This is a genomic window from Pseudomonas sp. gcc21, from assembly GCF_012844345.1.
Lineage (GTDB): Bacteria > Pseudomonadota > Gammaproteobacteria > Pseudomonadales > Pseudomonadaceae > Halopseudomonas.
The window spans coordinates 1,369,058-1,387,858 of sequence record NZ_CP051625.1 but is presented as its reverse complement, the minus strand read 5'-3'; the positions used below and the strand labels follow the sequence as shown (position 1 = coordinate 1,387,858).

Annotated in this window: 18 protein-coding genes; 10 read left to right on the top strand and 8 right to left on the bottom strand. The window is 59.2% G+C overall.

Annotated features, from left to right (window positions below):
* Positions 1 to 11: 11 nt before the first annotated feature.
* Complete coding sequence (locus tag HG264_RS06555; RefSeq protein ID WP_169406909.1) at positions 12 to 1,721, bottom strand: DEAD/DEAH box helicase; 1,710 nt, start codon at positions 1,719 to 1,721, stop codon at positions 12 to 14.
* Between the two features lie 143 nt (positions 1,722 to 1,864).
* Between HG264_RS06555 and HG264_RS06550 the strand changes: the two genes are divergently transcribed.
* Entirely contained in the window at positions 1,865 to 2,800 is a 936-nt protein-coding gene (locus HG264_RS06550; RefSeq protein ID WP_169406908.1) for a glutathione S-transferase family protein, read from the top strand.
* A gap of 273 nt (positions 2,801 to 3,073) precedes the next feature.
* On the opposite strand, the gene greB is transcribed toward HG264_RS06550, so the two are convergent.
* The 3 genes from greB to HG264_RS06535 are packed head-to-tail and all read right to left on the bottom strand — an operon-like array spanning position 3,074 to position 6,758.
* Positions 3,074 to 3,577, bottom strand: coding sequence for a transcription elongation factor GreB (gene greB, locus HG264_RS06545; RefSeq protein WP_169406907.1), 504 nt, complete (start codon positions 3,575 to 3,577; stop codon positions 3,074 to 3,076).
* A gap of 2 nt (positions 3,578 to 3,579) precedes the next feature.
* Complete coding sequence (locus HG264_RS06540) at positions 3,580 to 6,081, bottom strand: ABC transporter permease (protein ID WP_169406906.1); 2,502 nt, start codon at positions 6,079 to 6,081, stop codon at positions 3,580 to 3,582.
* A complete protein-coding gene (locus HG264_RS06535; protein ID WP_169406905.1) occupies positions 6,078 to 6,758 on the bottom strand; it encodes an ABC transporter ATP-binding protein in 681 nt (226 codons plus the stop codon). The genes HG264_RS06540 and HG264_RS06535 overlap by 4 nt, the downstream gene beginning before the upstream one ends.
* A 12-nt stretch (positions 6,759 to 6,770) precedes the next feature.
* Here HG264_RS06535 and HG264_RS06530 point away from each other — a divergent pair, with 12 nt between their 5' ends.
* The 3 genes from HG264_RS06530 to HG264_RS06520 all read left to right on the top strand — a co-directional run bounded on the left by HG264_RS06530 (position 6,771) and on the right by HG264_RS06520 (position 8,860).
* Entirely contained in the window at positions 6,771 to 7,391 is a 621-nt protein-coding gene (locus HG264_RS06530; protein WP_169406904.1) for an arylesterase, read from the top strand.
* Between the two features lie 187 nt (positions 7,392 to 7,578).
* Positions 7,579 to 7,923: a hypothetical protein gene (locus tag HG264_RS06525; protein WP_169406903.1), complete on the top strand. Its 345-nt coding sequence runs from the start codon at positions 7,579 to 7,581 to the stop codon at positions 7,921 to 7,923.
* A 4-nt stretch (positions 7,924 to 7,927) separates the two neighbouring features.
* Complete coding sequence (locus tag HG264_RS06520; protein ID WP_169406902.1) at positions 7,928 to 8,860, top strand: L,D-transpeptidase family protein; 933 nt, start codon at positions 7,928 to 7,930, stop codon at positions 8,858 to 8,860.
* Positions 8,861 to 8,908: 48 nt separating this feature from the next.
* Here HG264_RS06520 and HG264_RS06515 read toward each other — a convergent pair whose 3' ends face one another.
* Positions 8,909 to 9,169: an Lpp/OprI family alanine-zipper lipoprotein gene (locus HG264_RS06515; RefSeq protein ID WP_169406901.1), complete on the bottom strand. Its 261-nt coding sequence runs from the start codon at positions 9,167 to 9,169 to the stop codon at positions 8,909 to 8,911.
* Positions 9,170 to 9,400: 231 nt separating this feature from the next.
* On the opposite strand from HG264_RS06515, the gene HG264_RS06510 reads away from it, so the two are divergent.
* Positions 9,401 to 10,786 (top strand): GntP family permease, encoded by a 1,386-nt coding sequence (locus HG264_RS06510; protein WP_169406900.1) that lies wholly within the window; start codon positions 9,401 to 9,403, stop codon positions 10,784 to 10,786.
* A gap of 143 nt (positions 10,787 to 10,929) precedes the next feature.
* Positions 10,930 to 11,214 carry a GNAT family N-acetyltransferase gene (locus HG264_RS06505; protein WP_169406899.1) on the top strand — a complete coding sequence of 95 codons (285 nt, stop codon included), beginning with the start codon at positions 10,930 to 10,932 and terminating at the stop codon, positions 11,212 to 11,214.
* Positions 11,215 to 11,287: 73 nt separating this feature from the next.
* Here HG264_RS06505 and HG264_RS06500 read toward each other — a convergent pair whose 3' ends face one another.
* Complete coding sequence (locus tag HG264_RS06500; RefSeq protein ID WP_169406898.1) at positions 11,288 to 12,364, bottom strand: 3-deoxy-7-phosphoheptulonate synthase; 1,077 nt, start codon at positions 12,362 to 12,364, stop codon at positions 11,288 to 11,290.
* A gap of 264 nt (positions 12,365 to 12,628) precedes the next feature.
* Between HG264_RS06500 and HG264_RS06495 the strand changes: the two genes are divergently transcribed.
* The 3 genes from HG264_RS06495 (at position 12,629) to cysB (ending at position 15,613) form a co-directional block, all read left to right on the top strand.
* On the top strand, positions 12,629 to 13,579 hold the full coding sequence (locus HG264_RS06495; RefSeq protein ID WP_169406897.1) for a putative 2-dehydropantoate 2-reductase: 951 nt from the start codon (positions 12,629 to 12,631) through the stop codon (positions 13,577 to 13,579).
* An 18-nt stretch (positions 13,580 to 13,597) separates the two neighbouring features.
* A complete protein-coding gene (locus HG264_RS06490) occupies positions 13,598 to 14,503 on the top strand; it encodes a 5'-nucleotidase (RefSeq protein WP_169406896.1) in 906 nt (301 codons plus the stop codon).
* A gap of 135 nt (positions 14,504 to 14,638) precedes the next feature.
* Positions 14,639 to 15,613: an HTH-type transcriptional regulator CysB gene (gene cysB / locus HG264_RS06485; protein WP_169406895.1), complete on the top strand. Its 975-nt coding sequence runs from the start codon at positions 14,639 to 14,641 to the stop codon at positions 15,611 to 15,613.
* Between the two features lie 189 nt (positions 15,614 to 15,802).
* On the opposite strand, the gene HG264_RS06480 is transcribed toward cysB, so the two are convergent.
* Positions 15,803 to 16,534, bottom strand: a complete 732-nt coding sequence (locus tag HG264_RS06480; protein WP_169406894.1) for a phosphoadenylyl-sulfate reductase — start codon at positions 16,532 to 16,534, stop codon at positions 15,803 to 15,805.
* Positions 16,535 to 16,747: 213 nt separating this feature from the next.
* Here HG264_RS06480 and thrH point away from each other — a divergent pair, with 213 nt between their 5' ends.
* Positions 16,748 to 17,377 (top strand): bifunctional phosphoserine phosphatase/homoserine phosphotransferase ThrH, encoded by a 630-nt coding sequence (gene thrH / locus HG264_RS06475; RefSeq protein WP_169406893.1) that lies wholly within the window; start codon positions 16,748 to 16,750, stop codon positions 17,375 to 17,377.
* 86 nt (positions 17,378 to 17,463) lie between these two features.
* Here thrH and pabB read toward each other — a convergent pair whose 3' ends face one another.
* Positions 17,464 to 18,792, bottom strand: a complete 1,329-nt coding sequence (pabB, locus tag HG264_RS06470; RefSeq protein WP_256663798.1) for an aminodeoxychorismate synthase component I — start codon at positions 18,790 to 18,792, stop codon at positions 17,464 to 17,466.
* Between the last annotated feature and the right edge of the window lie 9 nt (positions 18,793 to 18,801).

The window sequence follows — 18,801 nt, the reverse complement described above, 5'->3', positions numbered from 1 at the left end:
GGGCAGGGCTATCAGGCGCTACGTGGCGGCCGCGGCGCACGGGGCTTGCTGGGGAAGTCCCTGCGCGGCGGGCGGCTGCTACGTGGCGGCCGGTCTGTTTCACCGGGCGGCAGTGGCCAGGCGCGGATCTGCAGTGCAACGCCATTGATCTCAACATTGGCCAGCTTGGCCAATGTTGCGTCATCCAGCGGCGGCAAGTAGACGCCGGTGTGCTCGGTGAACATCTTGATGTGACCAATCTGACCACGCTGCAGCCGCGCATGGCGAACCAGAGCGTCAACCAGAGGCTTGGGCATCAAGCCATTGGAGCGTCCGCCCTGTACCTTGTAGCGAATCAGTCCGCTGTCGCGGTCATCGCTTTGTTCACGACGTGGCGGGGCAGCAGGCAAGTCAGCGACCGGCTCGACCAGCGTTTTCGCGCTGGGCAGAATCGCCAACAGGCTGGCTGCCAGTTCATTCGGCTCCATGTTGGTCAGCTCGAGCAGGTCATTGACCAGCTGCTGCTGCAACGCGCCGGTGTTCTCACGTGCAGCATTCAAACGCCCGGCGAGCTTGCTCAGACGACCGGTACGCACGGCATCGGCACTCGGCAGCTGCTGTGGTTCGATCTTCTGACCGGTAGCCTTTTCCAGCAGGTGCAGCAAGCGACGCTCACGCGGCGTGGCGAAGAGGATTGCTGTCCCGGTACGGCCCGCACGACCGGTGCGACCGATACGGTGAACGTAGGATTCGCTGTCATGGGGCAGGTCGTAGTTGAGAACGTGGGTGATGCGGTCCACGTCCAGACCACGCGCGGCAACGTCAGTCGCAACAACGATGTCGAGCAAGCCACGCTTGAGGCGGTCAACAACCTGCTCGCGCAGCTGCTGGCTCAGGTCACCATTCAGCGCAGCAGCGGCAAAGCCTCGTGCTTCCAGCCGCTCGGCCAATTCCATGCTGGCGGTCTTGGTGCGTACGAAAACGATCATGGCTTCGACCGGCTCGACTTCGAGCAGGCGGGTCATGGCGTCCAGTTTGTGGTGATTGGACACTTCCCAGACTTTCTGGGTAATGGTGTCCAGGCTGCTGCTCTTGCCGCTGTGCAGGCGAATTTCCTTCGGCTCGCGCATATGTTTGCGCGCGACGGTGCGTACACCAGCCGGCATGGTGGCGGAGAACAGGGCCTTCTGCGTGGTCGCAGGGACTTTCTCAAAGACAGCATCCAGGTCGTCGGCGAAGCCCATCTTGAGCATTTCGTCGGCTTCGTCGAGAACCAGGAAGCGCATGTTTTCGAACTTGATGCTGCCACGACGCATGTGGTCGGTGAGGCGGCCCGGGGTGGCGACCACGACATGGGCGCCGCGCTCCAGTGCCTTGAACTGCGGCGCGAAAGCGGATCCGCCATACAGTGCCAGAACCGAGAAGCCGCGCATATTCTGCGCATAACGTTGCAGTGCTTCAGCGACCTGCAAGGCCAACTCGCGGGTTGGTGTCAGTATCAACGCCTGAGTGGCGCGCAGGCTGACGTCAATACCAGCCAGTACCGGCAGCGCGAAGGCTGCGGTCTTGCCGGTACCTGTCTGGGCCAGACCCAGCAGGTCATCGCCGGCCAGAAGGGTAGGAATGGCCTCGGCTTGGATCGGTGAGGGTGTTTCATAACCGAGGCTGGCAAGAGCCTCAAGGAGCGGTGCAGGCAAGCCAAGATCGGCGAACTGCGGTGCCGCCGGAGCGGTATCGGACATACTTGAAGTGAACCTTGGGGAATAATTAGATCGAATAGTATACGCGCACTGCAGGGTTTTTGCCGCAACGTTTTTTCGAAACTGGTCATCGCGCCTGCCAGCTGTCAGGCTGGAAAGCCGCACGACAGACAGGAGGATGAGATATGGGGCGCCTCGTGAAGGGTACCTGGCACGATGAGTGGTACGACACCAAGAGCACCGGCGGAGCCTTTGTACGTGAGGATGCGGGGTTCCGCAACACCGTCGAGACGGGCGGTCGGTTTGCACCTGAGTCAGGGCGTTATCACCTGTACGTTTCGCTCGCATGTCCGTGGGCGCACCGCACTCTGATCATGCGCAAACTCAAGGGGCTGGAGCAGCATATCGACATCACCTGGGTCGAGCCACCGATGCTGGAGGAGGGCTGGACCTACGATCCGCCGGAGCCGCTGTATGGCTTCACCCGTCATTATCAGCTCTATACGCGCGCCAAATCCGACTATACGGGGCGGGTCACGGTGCCCGTACTGTGGGACAAGCACGAAGAGACCATCGTGAATAACGAGTCGGCTGAGATCATTCGCATCTTCAACAGCGCTTTCAACGAGCTGACCGGCAATAGCGATGACTACTATCCCGAACCGCTGCGAAGCGAAATCGATGCAATCAACCGCCGAGTCTACGACCACATCAATAACGGCGTATACAAGGCTGGCTTCGCCACCAGTCAGGACGTCTATGCGCAGGAATGCACCGAGCTGTTCGAGGCGCTGGACTGGGTCGAGAATCTACTCAGCGAGCGGCGGTATCTTGCAGGCGATCAGCTCACCGAAGCGGACTGGCGACTGTTCACTACGCTGGTACGCTTCGATCCGGTGTACCACGGTCATTTCAAGTGCAACATCCGGCGCATCGAAGACTATCCGAGCATCACGGGCTTCGTGCGCGAGCTTTATCAGATGCCAGGCATCGCCGAAACGGTGAACCTGGACCATATCAAACAGCATTACTACTACAGTCACGCAACGATCAATCCGACACGAATCGTTCCGCTGGGTGACGGGCTGGATCTGACCGCTCCGCACGGGCGGGGCGGCTGAGCTGGTCGATGGACAACTGCGTATCTGAAGGGATCTCCGCCTCGCCTGCGGCGGCGGGCTGTCGCGCAGCAAACTGGGCGCACGGCTCGTAGGAGGGTCGCCCTCGGCCCGACGGCGTGCGTAGCGCGACTTGGGTTTGCTGTTAGTCGACTCCGTGCCCGCCGATTCCAGCTGTCCTGCGGACTGCGTTGGCCGGCCTGTGGCCAGGTCGTGCCGAGGGCGACACTCCTACCGGGATCGGTGCTTCGGACAAGACCCGGCTGGATCTCGGCTTCACAGCCCCGGATACTCAATGGCAATGATGTAGTAGCTGCGTTCGCCGGAGGGGGCACGCACTATTACTTCATCGTCCAGGGTCTTGCCTAAAAGCGCCCGAGCCATGGGGCTGTCGATGCTGATGTGCTGCAGTCTGGGTTCGATTTCGTCGGGCCCGACGATACGCACTGCGTGCGCCTCACCGTCCTCATCCTCGAGCTCAACCGTCGCGCCAAAGAACACCTTGTTGCGGTCAGCCGGGGGCTGGTCGATGACCTTGAGGTTTTCCAGACGACGGCGCAGGAAGCGCACACGACTGTCAATCTGCCGCAGCATCTTTTTCCCGTACGTATATTCTGCGTTCTCCGAACGATCGCCTTGAGCAGCAGCCTCGCTGACCGACTGGGTAACGGCGGGGCGCTGGACATGCCATAGCTCATGCAATTCATCGCGCAGGCGCTGGGCACCGGCAGCAGTAATCAAAGGCGTTCCGGCGGAACGTGGTGGACGGTAACGGCTCATGTTCAGCTTCCCTGATTGATCAGTCGCATGGGACTTTGATTGACAACCGCTCGGGTGCCAAGAGCGCCGGCGATGCCGATCAACAGTGCACCGGCCAGCGGGACCAGTAGCCACAGCAACCAGTGTGGACGCCATTCCAGATCCAGCGCAAAGCGGTACAGCAGCAAGGTAATCAGCTCTGCTGCGGCGATAGCCAGCAGCCCTGACAGCGCACCGAGCAGGGCGAATTCCAGGCGGTTGGCCTGACGCAGCAGCGATTTGCGGGCGCCCAGTGTACGTAACAGCGCGCCTTCGTACAGCCGAGTATCCAGCGTCGCCTGCAAGGAGGCAAAGAGCACGGTAAAGCCTGCCAGCAATACGAAGATCAACACATACTCCACTGCCAGCGTGACCTGCGAAAGGATGTCGCGGATCTGCTGCAGGATGGCTTCAACCTCCAGCAGCGTCATGGCCGGAAAAGCCCGTACCAGCTCGCGCAAGTCTTCGCGTTGGTCAGTTGGCAGGCTGAAGCTGGTCAATAGCGTGGCCGGTGCATCGTCGAGCGTGCCGGGGGAGAAGATCATGAAGAAGTTCGGCGTGAAGTTATCCCACTCAACCTCACGGATGCTGGCCACGGGTGTCTCGATGACCATGCCAGCTATGACAAAGGTCAGCACATCCCCGACCTCGACGCCCATGTTGTCCGCCAGCTCGGCTTCGATCGACACCCTGGGTGCGCCGTCCTGCGGCAGCTGGTCCCACCACTGGCCGTCGCGCACCCGGTTGTCTGGCGGTAGCTCCGCCGACCAGGTCAGGCTCAGGTCACGGTTTATGGCGCGCTCCGCCTGCGTTTCCTTGGTGACCAGCTCGCGCACCGGCTCGCCGTTGACTTCAGTCAGGCGCCCCGGGGTGATCGGGTAGAGCGGGGCAGCCACCGCGCCGATCGCGTCCAGCTTGGCGCGGAAGGCCTGTTCTTCGGCGGGCAGAATATTCATTGCGAAGTGGTTGGGCGCATCGTCGGGCAACTGAGCCTGCCAGGCATCAAGCAGTTCGGTACGCAGAATCAGAATGACCACCATGGACATCATGATCAGGCCGAACGCCAACACCTGCCCGGCAGCAACCATTGGTTGCTTGAGCAGCTGACCGGTGCCCAGGCGCCACGCCAGACTGGCGTGGCGTAGCCGCTGGCCAATCAGACGCAGCAGTAGCCACGCCAGCAGGCCGAGCAGTAAGGCGGCGACAGCGCCACCGAAAACCACAGCGAGGGTAATCTGCAGATTGCCGGTGAACTGCCACATCAGAATGGTCAATGCAGCGAATGCCAGGCCGTAGATCAGCCAGGCGCTGCTCGGCAAGGGCGCGAGATCGCGTCGCAGGACGCGCAAGGGCGCAACCTGGCCAAGACGTATCAGCGGCGGCAAAGCAAAGCCAGCCAGACCAATCAAACCTGTAGCTGCGCCAACTGCCAACGGCTTGAGTCCTACACCCGGCAGATTCGGCGGTAATAGATCGCGCAGCACCAGCACCAATCCCCACTGCATAAGCCAACCCAGCGCTAGACCGATCAGCGTGGCGAACAGACCGATAACCGCTAACTGAATGGTAAAAATGCTCATCACGCGGCGGCGACTCGCGCCCATGGAGCGGAGCAGGGCGCTGGTATCGAAATGTCGAGTGGCGAAACGGCTGGCCGACAAGGCAACTGCCACGCCGGCAAGTACCACAGCGGCAATGCTGGCGATGCCCAGGAACTGACTGGCACGGTCGAGCGCATTACCGATACGCCGATTATCGTCACCCACCGTTGTAAGCCGTTGATTTTCCGCCAGACGTGGCGTCAACCATTGCCGGTAAGTCGAGTGGGCGTCTTCGCTGCCGCTGAGCAACAGACGATAGCGTTCCCGGCTGCCGGTCTGAATGACGCGTGTCGCCTCGAGGTCTGCCAGGTTCATCAGTACGCGGGGATTGAGGCTGTAAAAATCCCCGGCCCGGTCCGGTTCGTGGGTCAGCAGTGCACTGATACGGAGATTGCTGTAACCAATCTCCAGCGTATCGCCGGGTTCAAGCCCGAGAATGGTCAGCAGGCGAGCCTCAATCCAGACCTCACCCGGTGCCGGAATGCCGTCAGGTACACGTTCGGGACCGAACAGCTCATCGCTGATGCGCACCTGACCGCGCAGCGGGTAGCCTGGTCCGACTGCCTTGATGCTGGACAACTGCATGTCGTTCGCGCTGGCCGTGACGCTGGCAAACTCGACCATGCTGGTGTGCTCGAGGCCGAGCTGGACAGCTTGCTGAAGGAACTCTTCAGGCAGCGGCGCGCGCGACGACACCACCATGTCGGCACCGAGAAATTCCGCGGCGCGACTGACCATGCCGCGTTGCAGACGGTCGGTAAAAAAGCTGATCGCCGTGCTGACCAGTACCGCGATGACCAGTGCCAGAATCAGTACGCGCAGTTCGCCTGCCCGCCATTCCCGAGCGAGCAGTCGGGTTGCCAGCGGGATGCTCTGGCCGTTCATGCCGCCGGCTCCAGCAGTCGGCCGGCCTCCAGTTGCAGCGCTGATTCGCAGCGTTCGGCCAGGCGCTGGTCGTGGGTAACCATCACCAGTGTCGCGCCCTGTTCGCGGTTCAGCTGAAACAGCAGATCGGTGATGCGCTGGCCGGTACCGGCATCAAGATTGCCGGTCGGCTCGTCCGCAAACAGGATGTCGGGTTCGCTGGCGAATGCCCGGGCTATCGCCACCCGTTGCTGTTCGCCGCCGGACAGTTGGTTGGGATAATGCGTGGTCCGCTGACCCAGACCTACCCGGTCAAGCAGTTGAGCCGCGCGCTCGCGCGCGTCAGTGCGGCCGTGTAGTTCCAGCGGCAGCATGACATTCTCCAGCGCTGTCAGGCTGGCGAGCAGCTGAAAGGACTGAAATACAAAACCGACATGCTGCGCGCGCAGCGCAGCCCGCTGGTCTTCATCGAGGGAGCCGAGCGGTTGCCCCGCCAGGGTTACTTCACCGGTCGTTGGCAGATCCAGCCCGGCGAGAACACTGAGGAGGGTGGATTTACCCGAGCCGGAGGCACCGACAATCGCCACGCTGCTGCCGCGTTCAATGCTCAGACTGAGGTCATCGAGAATGGTCAGCTCTGCTTCCGAGCTACGAACGACTTTGCTAAGGTGGCGGGCGATTATCACGCTTTCGGACATGGTGGATGCCTTATGAAGTTTCTGAAGAAATGCCTGGCTACCTGCCTGTTTTGTCTGCTTGCTTTCCCTGCAGCGGCGGTCCAGAACATACTGATTGTCGGCGATAGTATCAGTGCCGCTTTCGGTCTGGAAATTGAACAAGGCTGGGTTGCGCTCCTGCAGGAGCGGCTTCGAGAGCAAGGCTATCCCCATGAGGTGGTGAATGCCTCGGTCAGTGGCGACACCACAGCCGGCGGCCACGCCCGCTTGCCGGCGCTGCTTGATAAGCATGAGCCGGAGCTGGTGGTGATCGAGCTGGGCGGGAATGACGGCCTGCGCGGGTTACCGCCCACCGAAATGAAACAGAATCTTTCAGCGATGGTGCGCAAGGCGCGTGATGCCGGCGCGGACGTTGTTCTGCTCGGCATGCGGATCCCGCCTAATTACGGCATACGCTACACCCGCGCCTTCGAGCAGGTTTTTGCTGACATCCAGGATGAACAGGATGTCCCGTTGATGCCTTTTTTCCTGGCTGACGTTGCGGAGGTAGCGGATTTGATGCAATCGGATAGAATTCACCCGACTGCCAGGGCGCAACCGATATTGCTGGAAAATGCCTGGCCGCTGATCAAGGACTGGCTCGATCAGCAGTAGCATGGAACGGCAGATGGGGACGCCGTCGGTCGTGTCCTGTCGAGATCGGATCCCCTATTCAGTATGGCGCACGGCACGAGGAGAGCAGTTTGGTGATGTGGAATGGACAGCAGGCAAGGCAGTATGGTGTATCGCCGGAACGGTCCTTTGACCTGCGCTCTGTGCTGCCAGTGTGGCGGGTTTGCCAATGATTGCGCGGGGCGGGGTATCGCTGTCGTGGATGGCCAGACGCTGGTGCGTGGTTGAGCAGGACGAGCAGCGTGACCTCTTTGTGAGTGATCCCTGGCATCAACACCTGGTGGATATCAATATGCGCCTGGATGTGCCGCGTGAGCGAACCTTGTGCGGTGACCTGCTACCGTCGCGTCCTGCCTACCGTGAGCTGAGCAGGGCGCTGCTGAAAGGTCTGTGCCCTGATTGCGTGACGCTGGCGCACAGTATGCGTGGCGGTAAACGCGTCGCAGCGGTGCGCAAGGCCACCGGCCCGGTCGAGACCGGCCAGTTCGAACTCTACGCAGCCTCCGGAGCCTGAGCCTATGGCAGCGTCGTCTCGCTCTCGACCACTAGCCTGCGCCACGCTGCTCGCCTGCCTGGCCCAGAGCGGCGCCTATGCAGCTGAATATCCGCTTACGGCACCTGAGCAGACGTTGATCGGTTCGGTTTATCAGGTGAATACCCGCTACGAAGATACCTTCGCTGCGCTGGGCGATGAGCATGGATTTGGTCAACTCGAACTGATAGCGGCTAATCCGGGTGTCGATCCCTGGCTGCCCGGCGAGGGCCAGGACGTAGTCATGCCTGGGCTGCACGTACTGCCCGCTGCTCCCCGGGAAGGCATCGTCATCAACCTGCCTGAGTACCGGTTGTATTTCTATCCTCCCGATGGCGGAAAGGTCGTGACTTATCCGGTGGGTATCGGTCGCGAGGGCTGGTCGTCGCCGATAGGCGAAACCCGTGTCGCGCGCAAGCAGGCCAATCCGTCATGGTATCCGCCCAAGTCGATCCGGGAGGAACACGCCGCCGAAGGTGACTTCCTGCCCGAAGTCGTGCCGCCCGGGCCCGACAACCCGATGGGACCGTTCAAGATGAACCTGGCAATGAGTGGCTACGTTATCCATGGCACCAACAAGCATTTCGGCATCGGCATGCGCGTCAGCCATGGTTGCTTCCGGATGCGCAATGAAGATATCACTCAGCTGTTTCCGCAGGTCCCGGTGAATACCGAAGTCCGCATAGTCAATCAGCCCTACAAGCTGGGTGAACGAGACGGCGAGTTATTGCTTGAAGTCCATACGCCGCTCGACGAGCATGGCCTGCCGTCCACGCTGGATCGTCAGGGTGCGATTCAGGCGCTGCTGGATGAACGTGCTGAATGGGTGCGGAACTATCGGCTGGACTGGACTGCTATCAGGGATACCGTGTACGCAGAGGAAGGCATTCCGAGGGTGATCGGTACTGCGCTGAATTGATCAGGCGCTGGCAGATCCGGAGTGGACCTGCCAGCGAAGCGCTGATGCTTACTTGCGGCTGGTGCGATCAAGCATCCGCAGCGCGCGTTCGTTCGCTTCGTCTGCTGTCTGTTGAGCACGCTGGGCAGCGGCCAGAGCTTCTTCGGCCTTGGCATAGGCTTCGTCGGCGCGTGCCTGGGCACGGTTCACCGAGCTTTCATTCTGGGACAGGCGCGAAGAGGTTTCTTCGTATTGTTTGTTGTTGCTGGCGCACCCGGTTGCCAGCAGGGCGGACAATGCTACGGCGGAGATCGTGAGTACTGATTTCATATTTTTACCCTCGTTTGAGTTGGTTCCTTACTTCGCCACTGATTCTAGCAGATCGCGACACAGTTCCATTGATCCAGAGCATTAGAGCCTGTTCCTGCTTATCGCGGCCGCGATGAAGCAGGGGCAGACCCCAGGCACTTATAACCGCAGTTCAGCCGCGTGAATAATCAGTGTTCCGTATCGGGATGCCGAGTATCTTGGCGACAAGAATAATACAACCAAGGAACGTTCATGCTGGGTAATTTTGGTCTTCTCTTCGGCCTGGGGCTGTTGATTTTCATGGCGCTGCGAGGCGTCAATATCTTCATCGCATCGATTGTCTGTTCGCTGGTTGTTGCGGTGACCAATGGCATGCTGATCCCCAGAACCCTCCTCGAGCATTATCCCGCCGGACAACTCGGCGCCTTCACCTTTGCCGGACGGTTCTTTCTGTTGTTCCTCTGCGGGGCGATCTTCGGTAAGGCGATGGCGACCAGTCAGGCGGCCAAAAGCATTGCGCTGGCCATCACCCGCAGTTTGGGCACCAAACACACCTTGTTGGTAGGGATGATCGTCTGTGCGTTGCTGACCTACGGCGGCGTAGTGGTATTCGTCGTGGTGTTCACCATGTATCCGCTGGGTATCACGCTGATGCGTGAAGCCAATCTGCCAAAACGCCTTTGGGCTGCGGCGACCTCTGTCGGCGCCGGAACCTTCACCATGACGGCGCTGCCCGGAACGCCGTCGATCCACAACGTCATTTCCGCCAGCTCGCTGGGTACGGATCTGTTTGCTGGCGGCTGGATTGGTATTTTTGCCGCGCTGATCATGGGTGGCCTGGGTATGTGGTATGTCGAGCGCGGCTGGAAAGTGGCGCGCGCCAATGGCGAAGGCTTTGAGGAGAACGCTCAGGATCGCCGTATGGAGCAGCTGGTTGGCGATCCGGATGATGCGCCGCCGTGGCAGCTGGCGATCATACCGATGATTGTCGTACTGGGTGTGATCATGCTGCCGCGCCTGTTAATAGGCATGGCCGACTGGTCGGAGAGCGACAGCTTGATGGCTCAGGCACTGCGCTTCAGCCAGGCCCAGCCGATTATCTGGCCAAGCATGGCGCTGATCATAGGTTCGCTGGTATGCATCGTGCTGTTCCCGAGCATGCGTCGCAAGATCGCGCAGGTCTTCGGCCAGGGCGCTGAGGACTCGATCATGCCGTTGTTCAACACCGCTGCGGTGATTGGTTTCGGCGGAGTGGTGACCCAGACTGCAGGGTTCGGCGAGTTTGCCCAGTGGATACTCGGCGCGGACCTTCCGCCTTTGCTCTCGGTGTTTGCCTCGGCCAGCGTGGTTTCCGGCATCGTCGGCTCATCCACTGGCGGGTTGCAGATCTTCATGCAAACATTGGCGCCGCATTACCTTGAAATGGGCATCCAACCGGAGATCCTGCATCGGATCGCTGCGATTGCATCGGGTGGCTTCGACTCGCTGCCGCATTGTGGGGCGGTAATCGCGACTTTCGTGATCATGGGGTTGTCACATAAGGAAGCCTATAAGGATATGTTTGCCGTGACCGTAGCGATTCCGGTGATTGCCTGCCTCTCGTCGATCGGATTGCTGATGCTGCTTGGAATGGGTTAGGGCATGCTGAAAAGCGGAGTTGCTCCGAGACGTCTAAACCGGTACTTTTGACGTCAAAATGGCGTTTCGGGTGAATTTTTCCGTCAGTAAAATGTCATTAATTATTCGCGGCTGTACGTCAACCCGCCAGGAGACCAATAATAATGAGCACTGACAACCGCATCGTGCACGACCCGGAGCGTCAACAGTTCTACACCATCGTCAACGGCGCTCGTGCCTATCTGGCGTATATGGATCTGGGCAAGCAGACTCTGGATATCTATCGTACGTTCGTGCCGGATTCCCTGCGTGGACAGGGCGTCGCCGCGCAATTGACCGAGCATGCTCTACAGTACGCACGCATACGCGGTTACGAGGTGATTCCCTCGTGCTCATACGTCGAAAGCTATATGGAGCGCCAGGCTGTCGGAAAGTCCGATACGGGCTGATGATTCCTCGGCCATAAAAAACCCGCCTTACCGGCGGGTTTTTTGTTTCTTCGGCGCGCTGGCCTGTCAGGGCCTAGTCGCGCTGACGTTCAGGTAGAACATTCTTCAGCTTGTCGTGCATGCTGCGAATGCTTTTGACCGTTGTATCCCAGTCGATACAGGCATCGGTGATCGATACGCCGTACTTCAGGTCCGCCAGGTCGGCCGGGATCGACTGGTTACCCCAGTTGATGTGGCTCTCCACCATCAGGCCGATGATCGAGTTATTGCCTTCAAGGATCTGGTTCGCAACGTTATCCATTACCAGCGGCTGCAGACCGGGGTCCTTGTTCGAGTTGGCATGGCTGCAATCGATCATGATATTGGTCGGGACGCCGGCTTTCTCCAGTTCCTGCTCGCATAGCGCCACGCTGACAGAATCGTAGTTGGGTTTGCCATTGCCGCCGCGCAGTACCACGTGGCCGTACTGATTGCCCTTGGTGGTAACAATCGAGCACTCACCGGCCTGGTTGATGCCCAGAAAACGGTGCGGGCTGGATACCGATTGCAGGGCGTTGATGGCCACAGCCAGACCGCCGTCCGTACCGTTCTTGAAGCCGACCGCGCAGGACAGGCCTGAGGACATTTCCCGGTGGGTCTGGGACTCGGTCGTGCGTGCACCAATAGCTGACCAGGAAATCAGATCCTGCAGGTACTGGGGAGAGATCGGGTCGAGCGCTTCGGTAGCGGTAGGCAGGCCCATCTCGGTGAGATCGCGCAGCAACTGACGGCCGATGTGCAGCCCGTCCTCAATCTTGAAGCTGTCATCGAGGTAGGGATCATTGATCAGACCTTTCCAGCCTACAGTGGTGCGTGGCTTCTCGAAGTACACGCGCATGACCAGATAAAGGGTATCGCCGACTTCGTCTGCCAGTTCCTTCAGTCGCCGGGCATAATCCTTGGCGGCTTCGACATCATGGATCGAGCAAGGGCCGATCACAATGAACAGCCGGTGGTCCTTGCCATCGAGGATGTCGCGGATCACCTGGCGGCTTTCTACTACGGTTTTTTGCGCAGCTTCGGTCAACGGGATCTTGGCCTTGAGGTCGGCAGGCGTGATCAGTACTTCGTTCGAAGCAACGTATAAGTCATCAATCGGTAAGTCGGCCATCTTCCTTCCTGAACATGTCATAGAGACTGTCAACCGGACAGCCTTACAGAGAATGTGCGTCAGCTTAATCAACGTAGCCTTTGCCGGCTACCCCGTGTCGTTGCATCGCTTCGATAAAGGGTGTCGATCAGCTCCGACGCCTATGATAAACCTTTTCCGCCGGACCTTTGTCGCCCTCATGACTGTTTTCCGGGGTTGGTGTCTCTATCATGGTCATCTCGGATATGCTTACCAACCCCAGACAGTGGAGCTTAGAGGATTCTTATGCAGAACAAACCGCGTATCGGCATCATCGGCACCGGAGCAATGGGCGGCTTTTATGGCCTGATGCTCGCCAAGGGCGGTCATGATGTGCATTTTCTGCTGCGCAGTGAGTACCAGGCGGTCGTCGACAAGGGCATCACTGTGAACAGCATGGTGCATGGTGATATGGCACTTGATCAGGTCCAGGCATATCGGGATGTAGCCGAGATGCCCGCGTGCGACTGGCTGTTGATCGGCGCGAAGGCGACTGCGAACGAGGAGCTGGCACCTGTCATTGCCCAGGCCGCCGCCGATGGCGCCAAGGTCATTCTGCTGCAGAATGGTCTGAATAACGAGAGCCTGCTGCGCCCATTGCTGCCAGATAATGTTCACCTCATCGGAGGCATGTGTTACGTCTGTCTGTTCCGTGAAGAGCCAGGTGTCATTAACCATCAGTTCAATGGTCAGGTAGACCTTGGCTACCATTCAGGCCCGGCCGATGAGGCTGGCGCAGCCGCGATAATCAGCGAAGCAGCGGAATTGTTCAAAAGCTCCGGTATCAAGTCCCGGACGATGGAAAACGTCGACGCAGCGCGCTGGCACAAGCTGGTGTGGAACCTGCCGTTCAATGGTATGCACGTTGTGCTGAACGCCGGAACTCGTGATCTGCTGGGGAACCCGTCCAGCCACCGATTGATCCGCGACATGATGGCGGAGGTGGTCACGCTGGCTGCGGCCTGCGGATGCGAGATCCCTGAAGATTTTCCCGACAAGCTGCTGTATGGCACTTCCAAGATGCCGGACTATCACGCCAGCATGTACCATGACTGGCTGCACAAGCGGCCGATGGAGCTGGATCTCATGTACGGTGAGCCCCTGCGCATAGCGGCGAAACAGGGCGTCAGCATGCCGAAAACCGCAGCACTGCTGGCCATGCTCGAGTTCATCCAGGCTGGTTATCTCAAAGACTGACACAACCGGAACGAATAGATGGCGGCCCTGCTCGGCGACAAATTGGTAATAGCGATTTCCTCTCGTGCGTTGTTTGATCTCGACGAGAGTCATCTGGTCTATGAGCAGGAAGGTCTGGAAGCCTATCGGCAGTACCAGATTGCCCGGGAAGATACCCCGCTGGAACAGGGGGAGGCCTTCGGGTTGGTGGAAAAGCTGCTGCGCATCAACACTCTGCTGGAGGGCGACACCCGGGTCGAAGTGGTGTTGCTGTCCCGTAACAGTGCCGACACAGGGTTGCGCATATTCAATTCCATTCAGCATTACCAGTTGGATATCACCCGGGCCGCCTTCGCCGGCGGCCGCAGCCCCTATACCTATATCCCGGCCTTTGGCTGTCACCTGTTTCTGTCCACCCATGCCGAGGACGTGCGCAGCACACTGGAAGCAGGTTTCGCTGCGGCAACCATCCTGCCCTCAGGCATCCGACGTGAGACCGGCAATGAACTCCGCATCGCCTTTGACGGCGATGCGGTGTTGTTCTCCGATGAGTCCGAACAGATCTTCCAGCGCGAAGGCCTGGCTGCGTTTCAGGCCAGCGAGCTGGCAGCCGCGCGCCAGCCGCTCGGCGGCGGTCCATTCAAGGCTTTTCTGGCGGCGCTGAATCGCATCCAGACCGAATTTTCCACTACCGAGTGCCCGATTCGCACTGCGCTATTCACTGCCCGCAGCGCACCGGCACATGAGCGGGTTATTCGTACGCTGCGTGAATGGGATATCCGGCTCGACGAATCGTTATTCCTCGGTGGTCTGGATAAAACACATTTCCTGCGCGCCTTTGGCGCCGATCTGTTCTTTGATGATCAGGAAGGCCATTGCCGCAAGGCGGTGAGCTCTGTTCTGACTGGCCACGTGCCCCACGGCATCAGCAATCTCAAACGCTGAACCCCGACCAACGGTGCCTCCGTTCGTCCCGACTTCCGAACCTGTCAGCTACTTATGGTCTAACCTGAGATCAAAACCCGCTAAGATGGTTATAAAAGCTGCTGCCGGGTGGCGCGTAACGGGACAGGGGATATCATGAAATTGCAACAATTGCGTTACATCTGGGAAGTGGCTCACCACGACCTCAATGTTTCAGCAACGGCTCAGAGTCTGTATACCTCGCAGCCAGGCATCAGCAAGCAGATACGCCTGCTCGAGGATGAGTTGGGTGTGGAAGTGTTTTCCCGCAGCGGCAAGCATCTCACCCGTGTGACCCCGGCAGGCGAACGGATCATCGCCACGGCGGGGGAGATATTGCGCAAATGTGAAAGTATCAAGCAGATCGCCCAGGAGTTCAGTAACGAGCGCAAGGGCACCCTGACCCTCGCCACTACACACACGCAGGCGCGTTACGCCTTGCCGCCGGTGATCAGCGGTTTCATCAAGCGTTACCCTGATGTCGCCCTGCATATGAACCAGGGTACGCCGGTGCAGATCTGCGAAATGACCGTTAACGGCACCGCCGACTTCGCCATTGCTACCGAAGCCCTCGAGCTGTTCTCGGATATGGTGATGATGCCCTGCTATCGGTGGAATCGCTGCGTCATTGTTCCGAAGGGGCACCCGTTAGCCGATATCGGCGAGCTGACACTCGAAGCTCTGGCTGAACATCCACTGGTCACTTACGTGTTCGGCTTTACCGGGCGGTCCAAGCTGGATGAAGCGTTCAGCAACAAAGGACTGGAGGCGAAGGTGATCTTTACCGCAGCCGACGCCGACGTGATCAAGACCTATGTCAGGCTGGGATTGGGCGTGGGTATTCTCGCCGGCATGGCAGTGGATCCCGAGCAGGATGCGGACCTGGTGCGCATCGACGCAAGCAAATTGTTCGAGTCCAGCGTAACCAAGATAGGTTTTCGCAAGGGAACCTTCCTGCGCGGGTTCATGTACGACTTTATTGAAGCTTTTGCGCCGCATCTGACCCGCGAGCGGGTGGAGCAGGCGCTGCTATGTTCCAACAAGGCTGAGGTTGAACAGCTGTTTCAGGATATTGTATTGCCGGTGCGCTGAGATATTCGGTCAAGTGCTGCCAGGACAAGAACAGCTGGCCTGGCGGCCAGCATCTCCGCGGCGGTTCGGTGATCCGATCGCGCCTTCCTCAAAATGGTTGCAAATCATGCGGATACCTCTGTGGCAAGGCATGATTGGGATGCTCAGGTTTTGATCTGTGATCCTAGACTTGCTAGGCGGCCAGCAATCTCACACCTTGGTGATCAGATTACCGCCATGCAACCCGCATTCCTTTTGAGTGGATTCTTCCCACCACCAGCGGCCTTCACGTTCGTGCTGGTTGGGAAGCACCGGCCGGGTGCAGGGCTCGCAGCCGATGCTTACGAATCCGCGTTCGTGCAGGCTGTTGTAGGGGATCTCCAGCATGCGGATGTAATTCCACACATCCTCGCTGGTGTAGTTCGCCAGCGGATTGAACTTGACCAGTGAGCGCCCTGGCCCGCTGAAACCGGTATCTGCTTCGATAACCGGCACGTTAGTACGTGTCGGGCTCTGATCCTTGCGCTGACCGGTAATCCAGGCGTCGACGCCGGCCAGCTTGCGACGTAAGGGTTCGATCTTGCGAATGCCGCAGCACTCCTGATGACCACGTTCGTAAAAATCAAACAGGCCTTTCTCGCGCACGTAGGCATCAAGCTTGTCGCGGTCAGGGGAGAGCACTTCGAGCTGGATGCCATAATGCTTGCGCACCTGCTCGAGAAACCGGTAGGTCTCGGCGTGCAGGCGGCCCGTGTCCAGCGTGAACACCTTGATGTCCGGATTGATCTTCCAGGCCATATCCAGCACGACGATGTCATCCGCTCCGCTGAATGACAGCCACAGATCATCGAAGCTATCGATTGCCAGTTTCAGGATCTGCTGTGGTGACTGGCTGGCGTACTCGTCTGCCAACGCAATCGGATCGAAATTTTCGCTTAACATCAGGCTCTCCAGGCTCGGCATGGGTTGTGCGGACTGCCGTTTTGCGAAAGTCTAACAAAGCCGGCTTATATCATCGCCTTGTATTTGGTTATATTTTTAGTGTTATCTGGTTATAACGCTCAGCAGTCTCCCAATGGCTTCGGCATTGCGCAGCGGCACGCTTGCCGGTAGATTGTGGCGCCAATTCAAATACCCAAACGCCAGGAGTGCTGTGTGGAAATCGCTTGCCTTGATCTCGAAGGTGTTCTCGTCCCGGAAATCTGGATCGCCTTTGCTGAAAAAACCGGTATCGCCGAGCTCAGGGCGACCACACGGGACATTCCCGATTACGACGTACTGATGAAGCAGCGGCTGCGTATTCTGGACGAACACGGACTGAAACTGTCCGACATCCAGGAAGTGATCGCAACGCTCGAACCGCTTGAAGGCGCTGCCGAGTTCGTCGACTGGCTGCGCGAACGCTTCCAGGTGGTGATTCTCTCGGACACTTTCTACGAATTTTCCCAGCCGCTGATGCGCCAGTTGGGCTTCCCGACGCTACTGTGCCACAAGCTGGTGACGGATGAATCCGGGCGTGTCGTGGATTATCAACTGCGACAGAAAGATCCCAAGCGCCAGTCGGTGATTGCGTTGAAGAGCCTCTATTACCGCATCATCGCCGCCGGCGACTCGTACAATGACACCACCATGCTGGCCGAAGCCCATGCGGGCATCCTCTTCCATGCGCCGGATAACGTGATTGCCGAGTTCCCGCAGTTCCCCGCTGTGCAGACCTTTGAGGACCTGAAGAAGGAATTCATCAAGGCGTCGAATCGTCCGCTGAGTCTGTTAACTCTTAACTGATGAGCGCCTGGGGTCGGGTCCGGACTCGTTTACGGGTTTAGTGGGTTCGAATAGCTGGCGTAGCGCAGGCGCGCTACACCCCCAGGCTAAGCCAGTGCGTCCATCAACACCTGCACCTTGGTCAGCGTCTCCTGATACTCCGCCTCGGCCTGGGAATCCGCTACGATGCCGCCGCCTCCCCAGAGATAGAGCCTGTCATCCTGATGGACCAGGCTGCGGATACTGATGTTCAGATCCATCTGACCTTCGCAACCGATGTAGCCGATGCTGCCGCAATACAGGCTGCGTCGGACCGGTTCCAGCTCTTCAATAATCTGCATGGCGCGGATCTTCGGCGCGCCAGTGATCGAGCCCCCGGGAAATGCACCGGCCAGCAGATCGAGCGGGTCGTACTCAGGTGCTAGCTGACCGGTGATACTGCTGACCAGATGGTGCACGTTGGGGTAGGTTTCGAGGCTGAATAACTCGGGCACCTTGACGCTGCCTACTGCACAGGTGCGACCAAGGTCATTGCGCAGCAAATCTACAATCATTAGGTTCTCCGCCTGATCTTTCGGCGAGGCCAGCAATTCCTCGGCCAGCGCGCGATCTTGTTCAGGGTTGCTGCCGCGCTTGCGCGTGCCTTTGATGGGCCTGGTTTCAACCATGCCGTCCCGGCAGCTGAGAAAACGCTCGGGGGAATGGCAGAGGATGCTGAAGCCCGGGTCTTCAAGGTAGGCAGAAAACGGAGTAGGGCAGGCGCTGCGCAGCCGCTGGTAGGCTGTCAGCGGATCACCCTGGCAATGCGCAGAGAAGCGCTGGGCCAGATTGATCTGGTAGCAATCCCCGGCATGGATATAGTGCTGAATGCGCTCAAAGGCGCTTTGGTAGTCCTGCCTGCTTTGTTCGGCGCTGAAGGCTGTTGTCAGGCGGAAGCCTCGGTAGGTCGCCTCAGCGCTATCCAGACGTTCAAGCAGCTCGGTACGCAGGCCGGGCTCCAGCTGCGGGTGGCAGACCAGCCAGCTGCGCTTTTGCTGATGATCGCTGGTGACATTCCAGTCATACACCCCCATCTGCAAACGCGGAAGCCGTATGTCAGCCTGGGCATCCGCCGGGAGTTGTTCCAGCAGGCGGGCAAAGTCGTAGCTGATGAAGCCTAGCGCGCCGGCGCCGAACGGCAATGCTTCACCGTCAGGCCAGCGGGCTGAACCCAGTGTGTGCAGCGCGTTGCGCAGGCGATCAAGTACCTCGCGGCCCGATTCACCTACGGCAGGGCGCACCCTACTCAGCGGGCCGGCAGACATAATGCTGTAGCGTCCTGGCTGGCGTCCGGAAGCGGCTGAATCAAGCAGAACCGGGAGACCGAGGGGACGGATTGCGGCGAACCCTGGCAAAGGGTCCGCCGCGTAGGGCAGTTCAGTTAATGTGTAATACACGACAGGTGT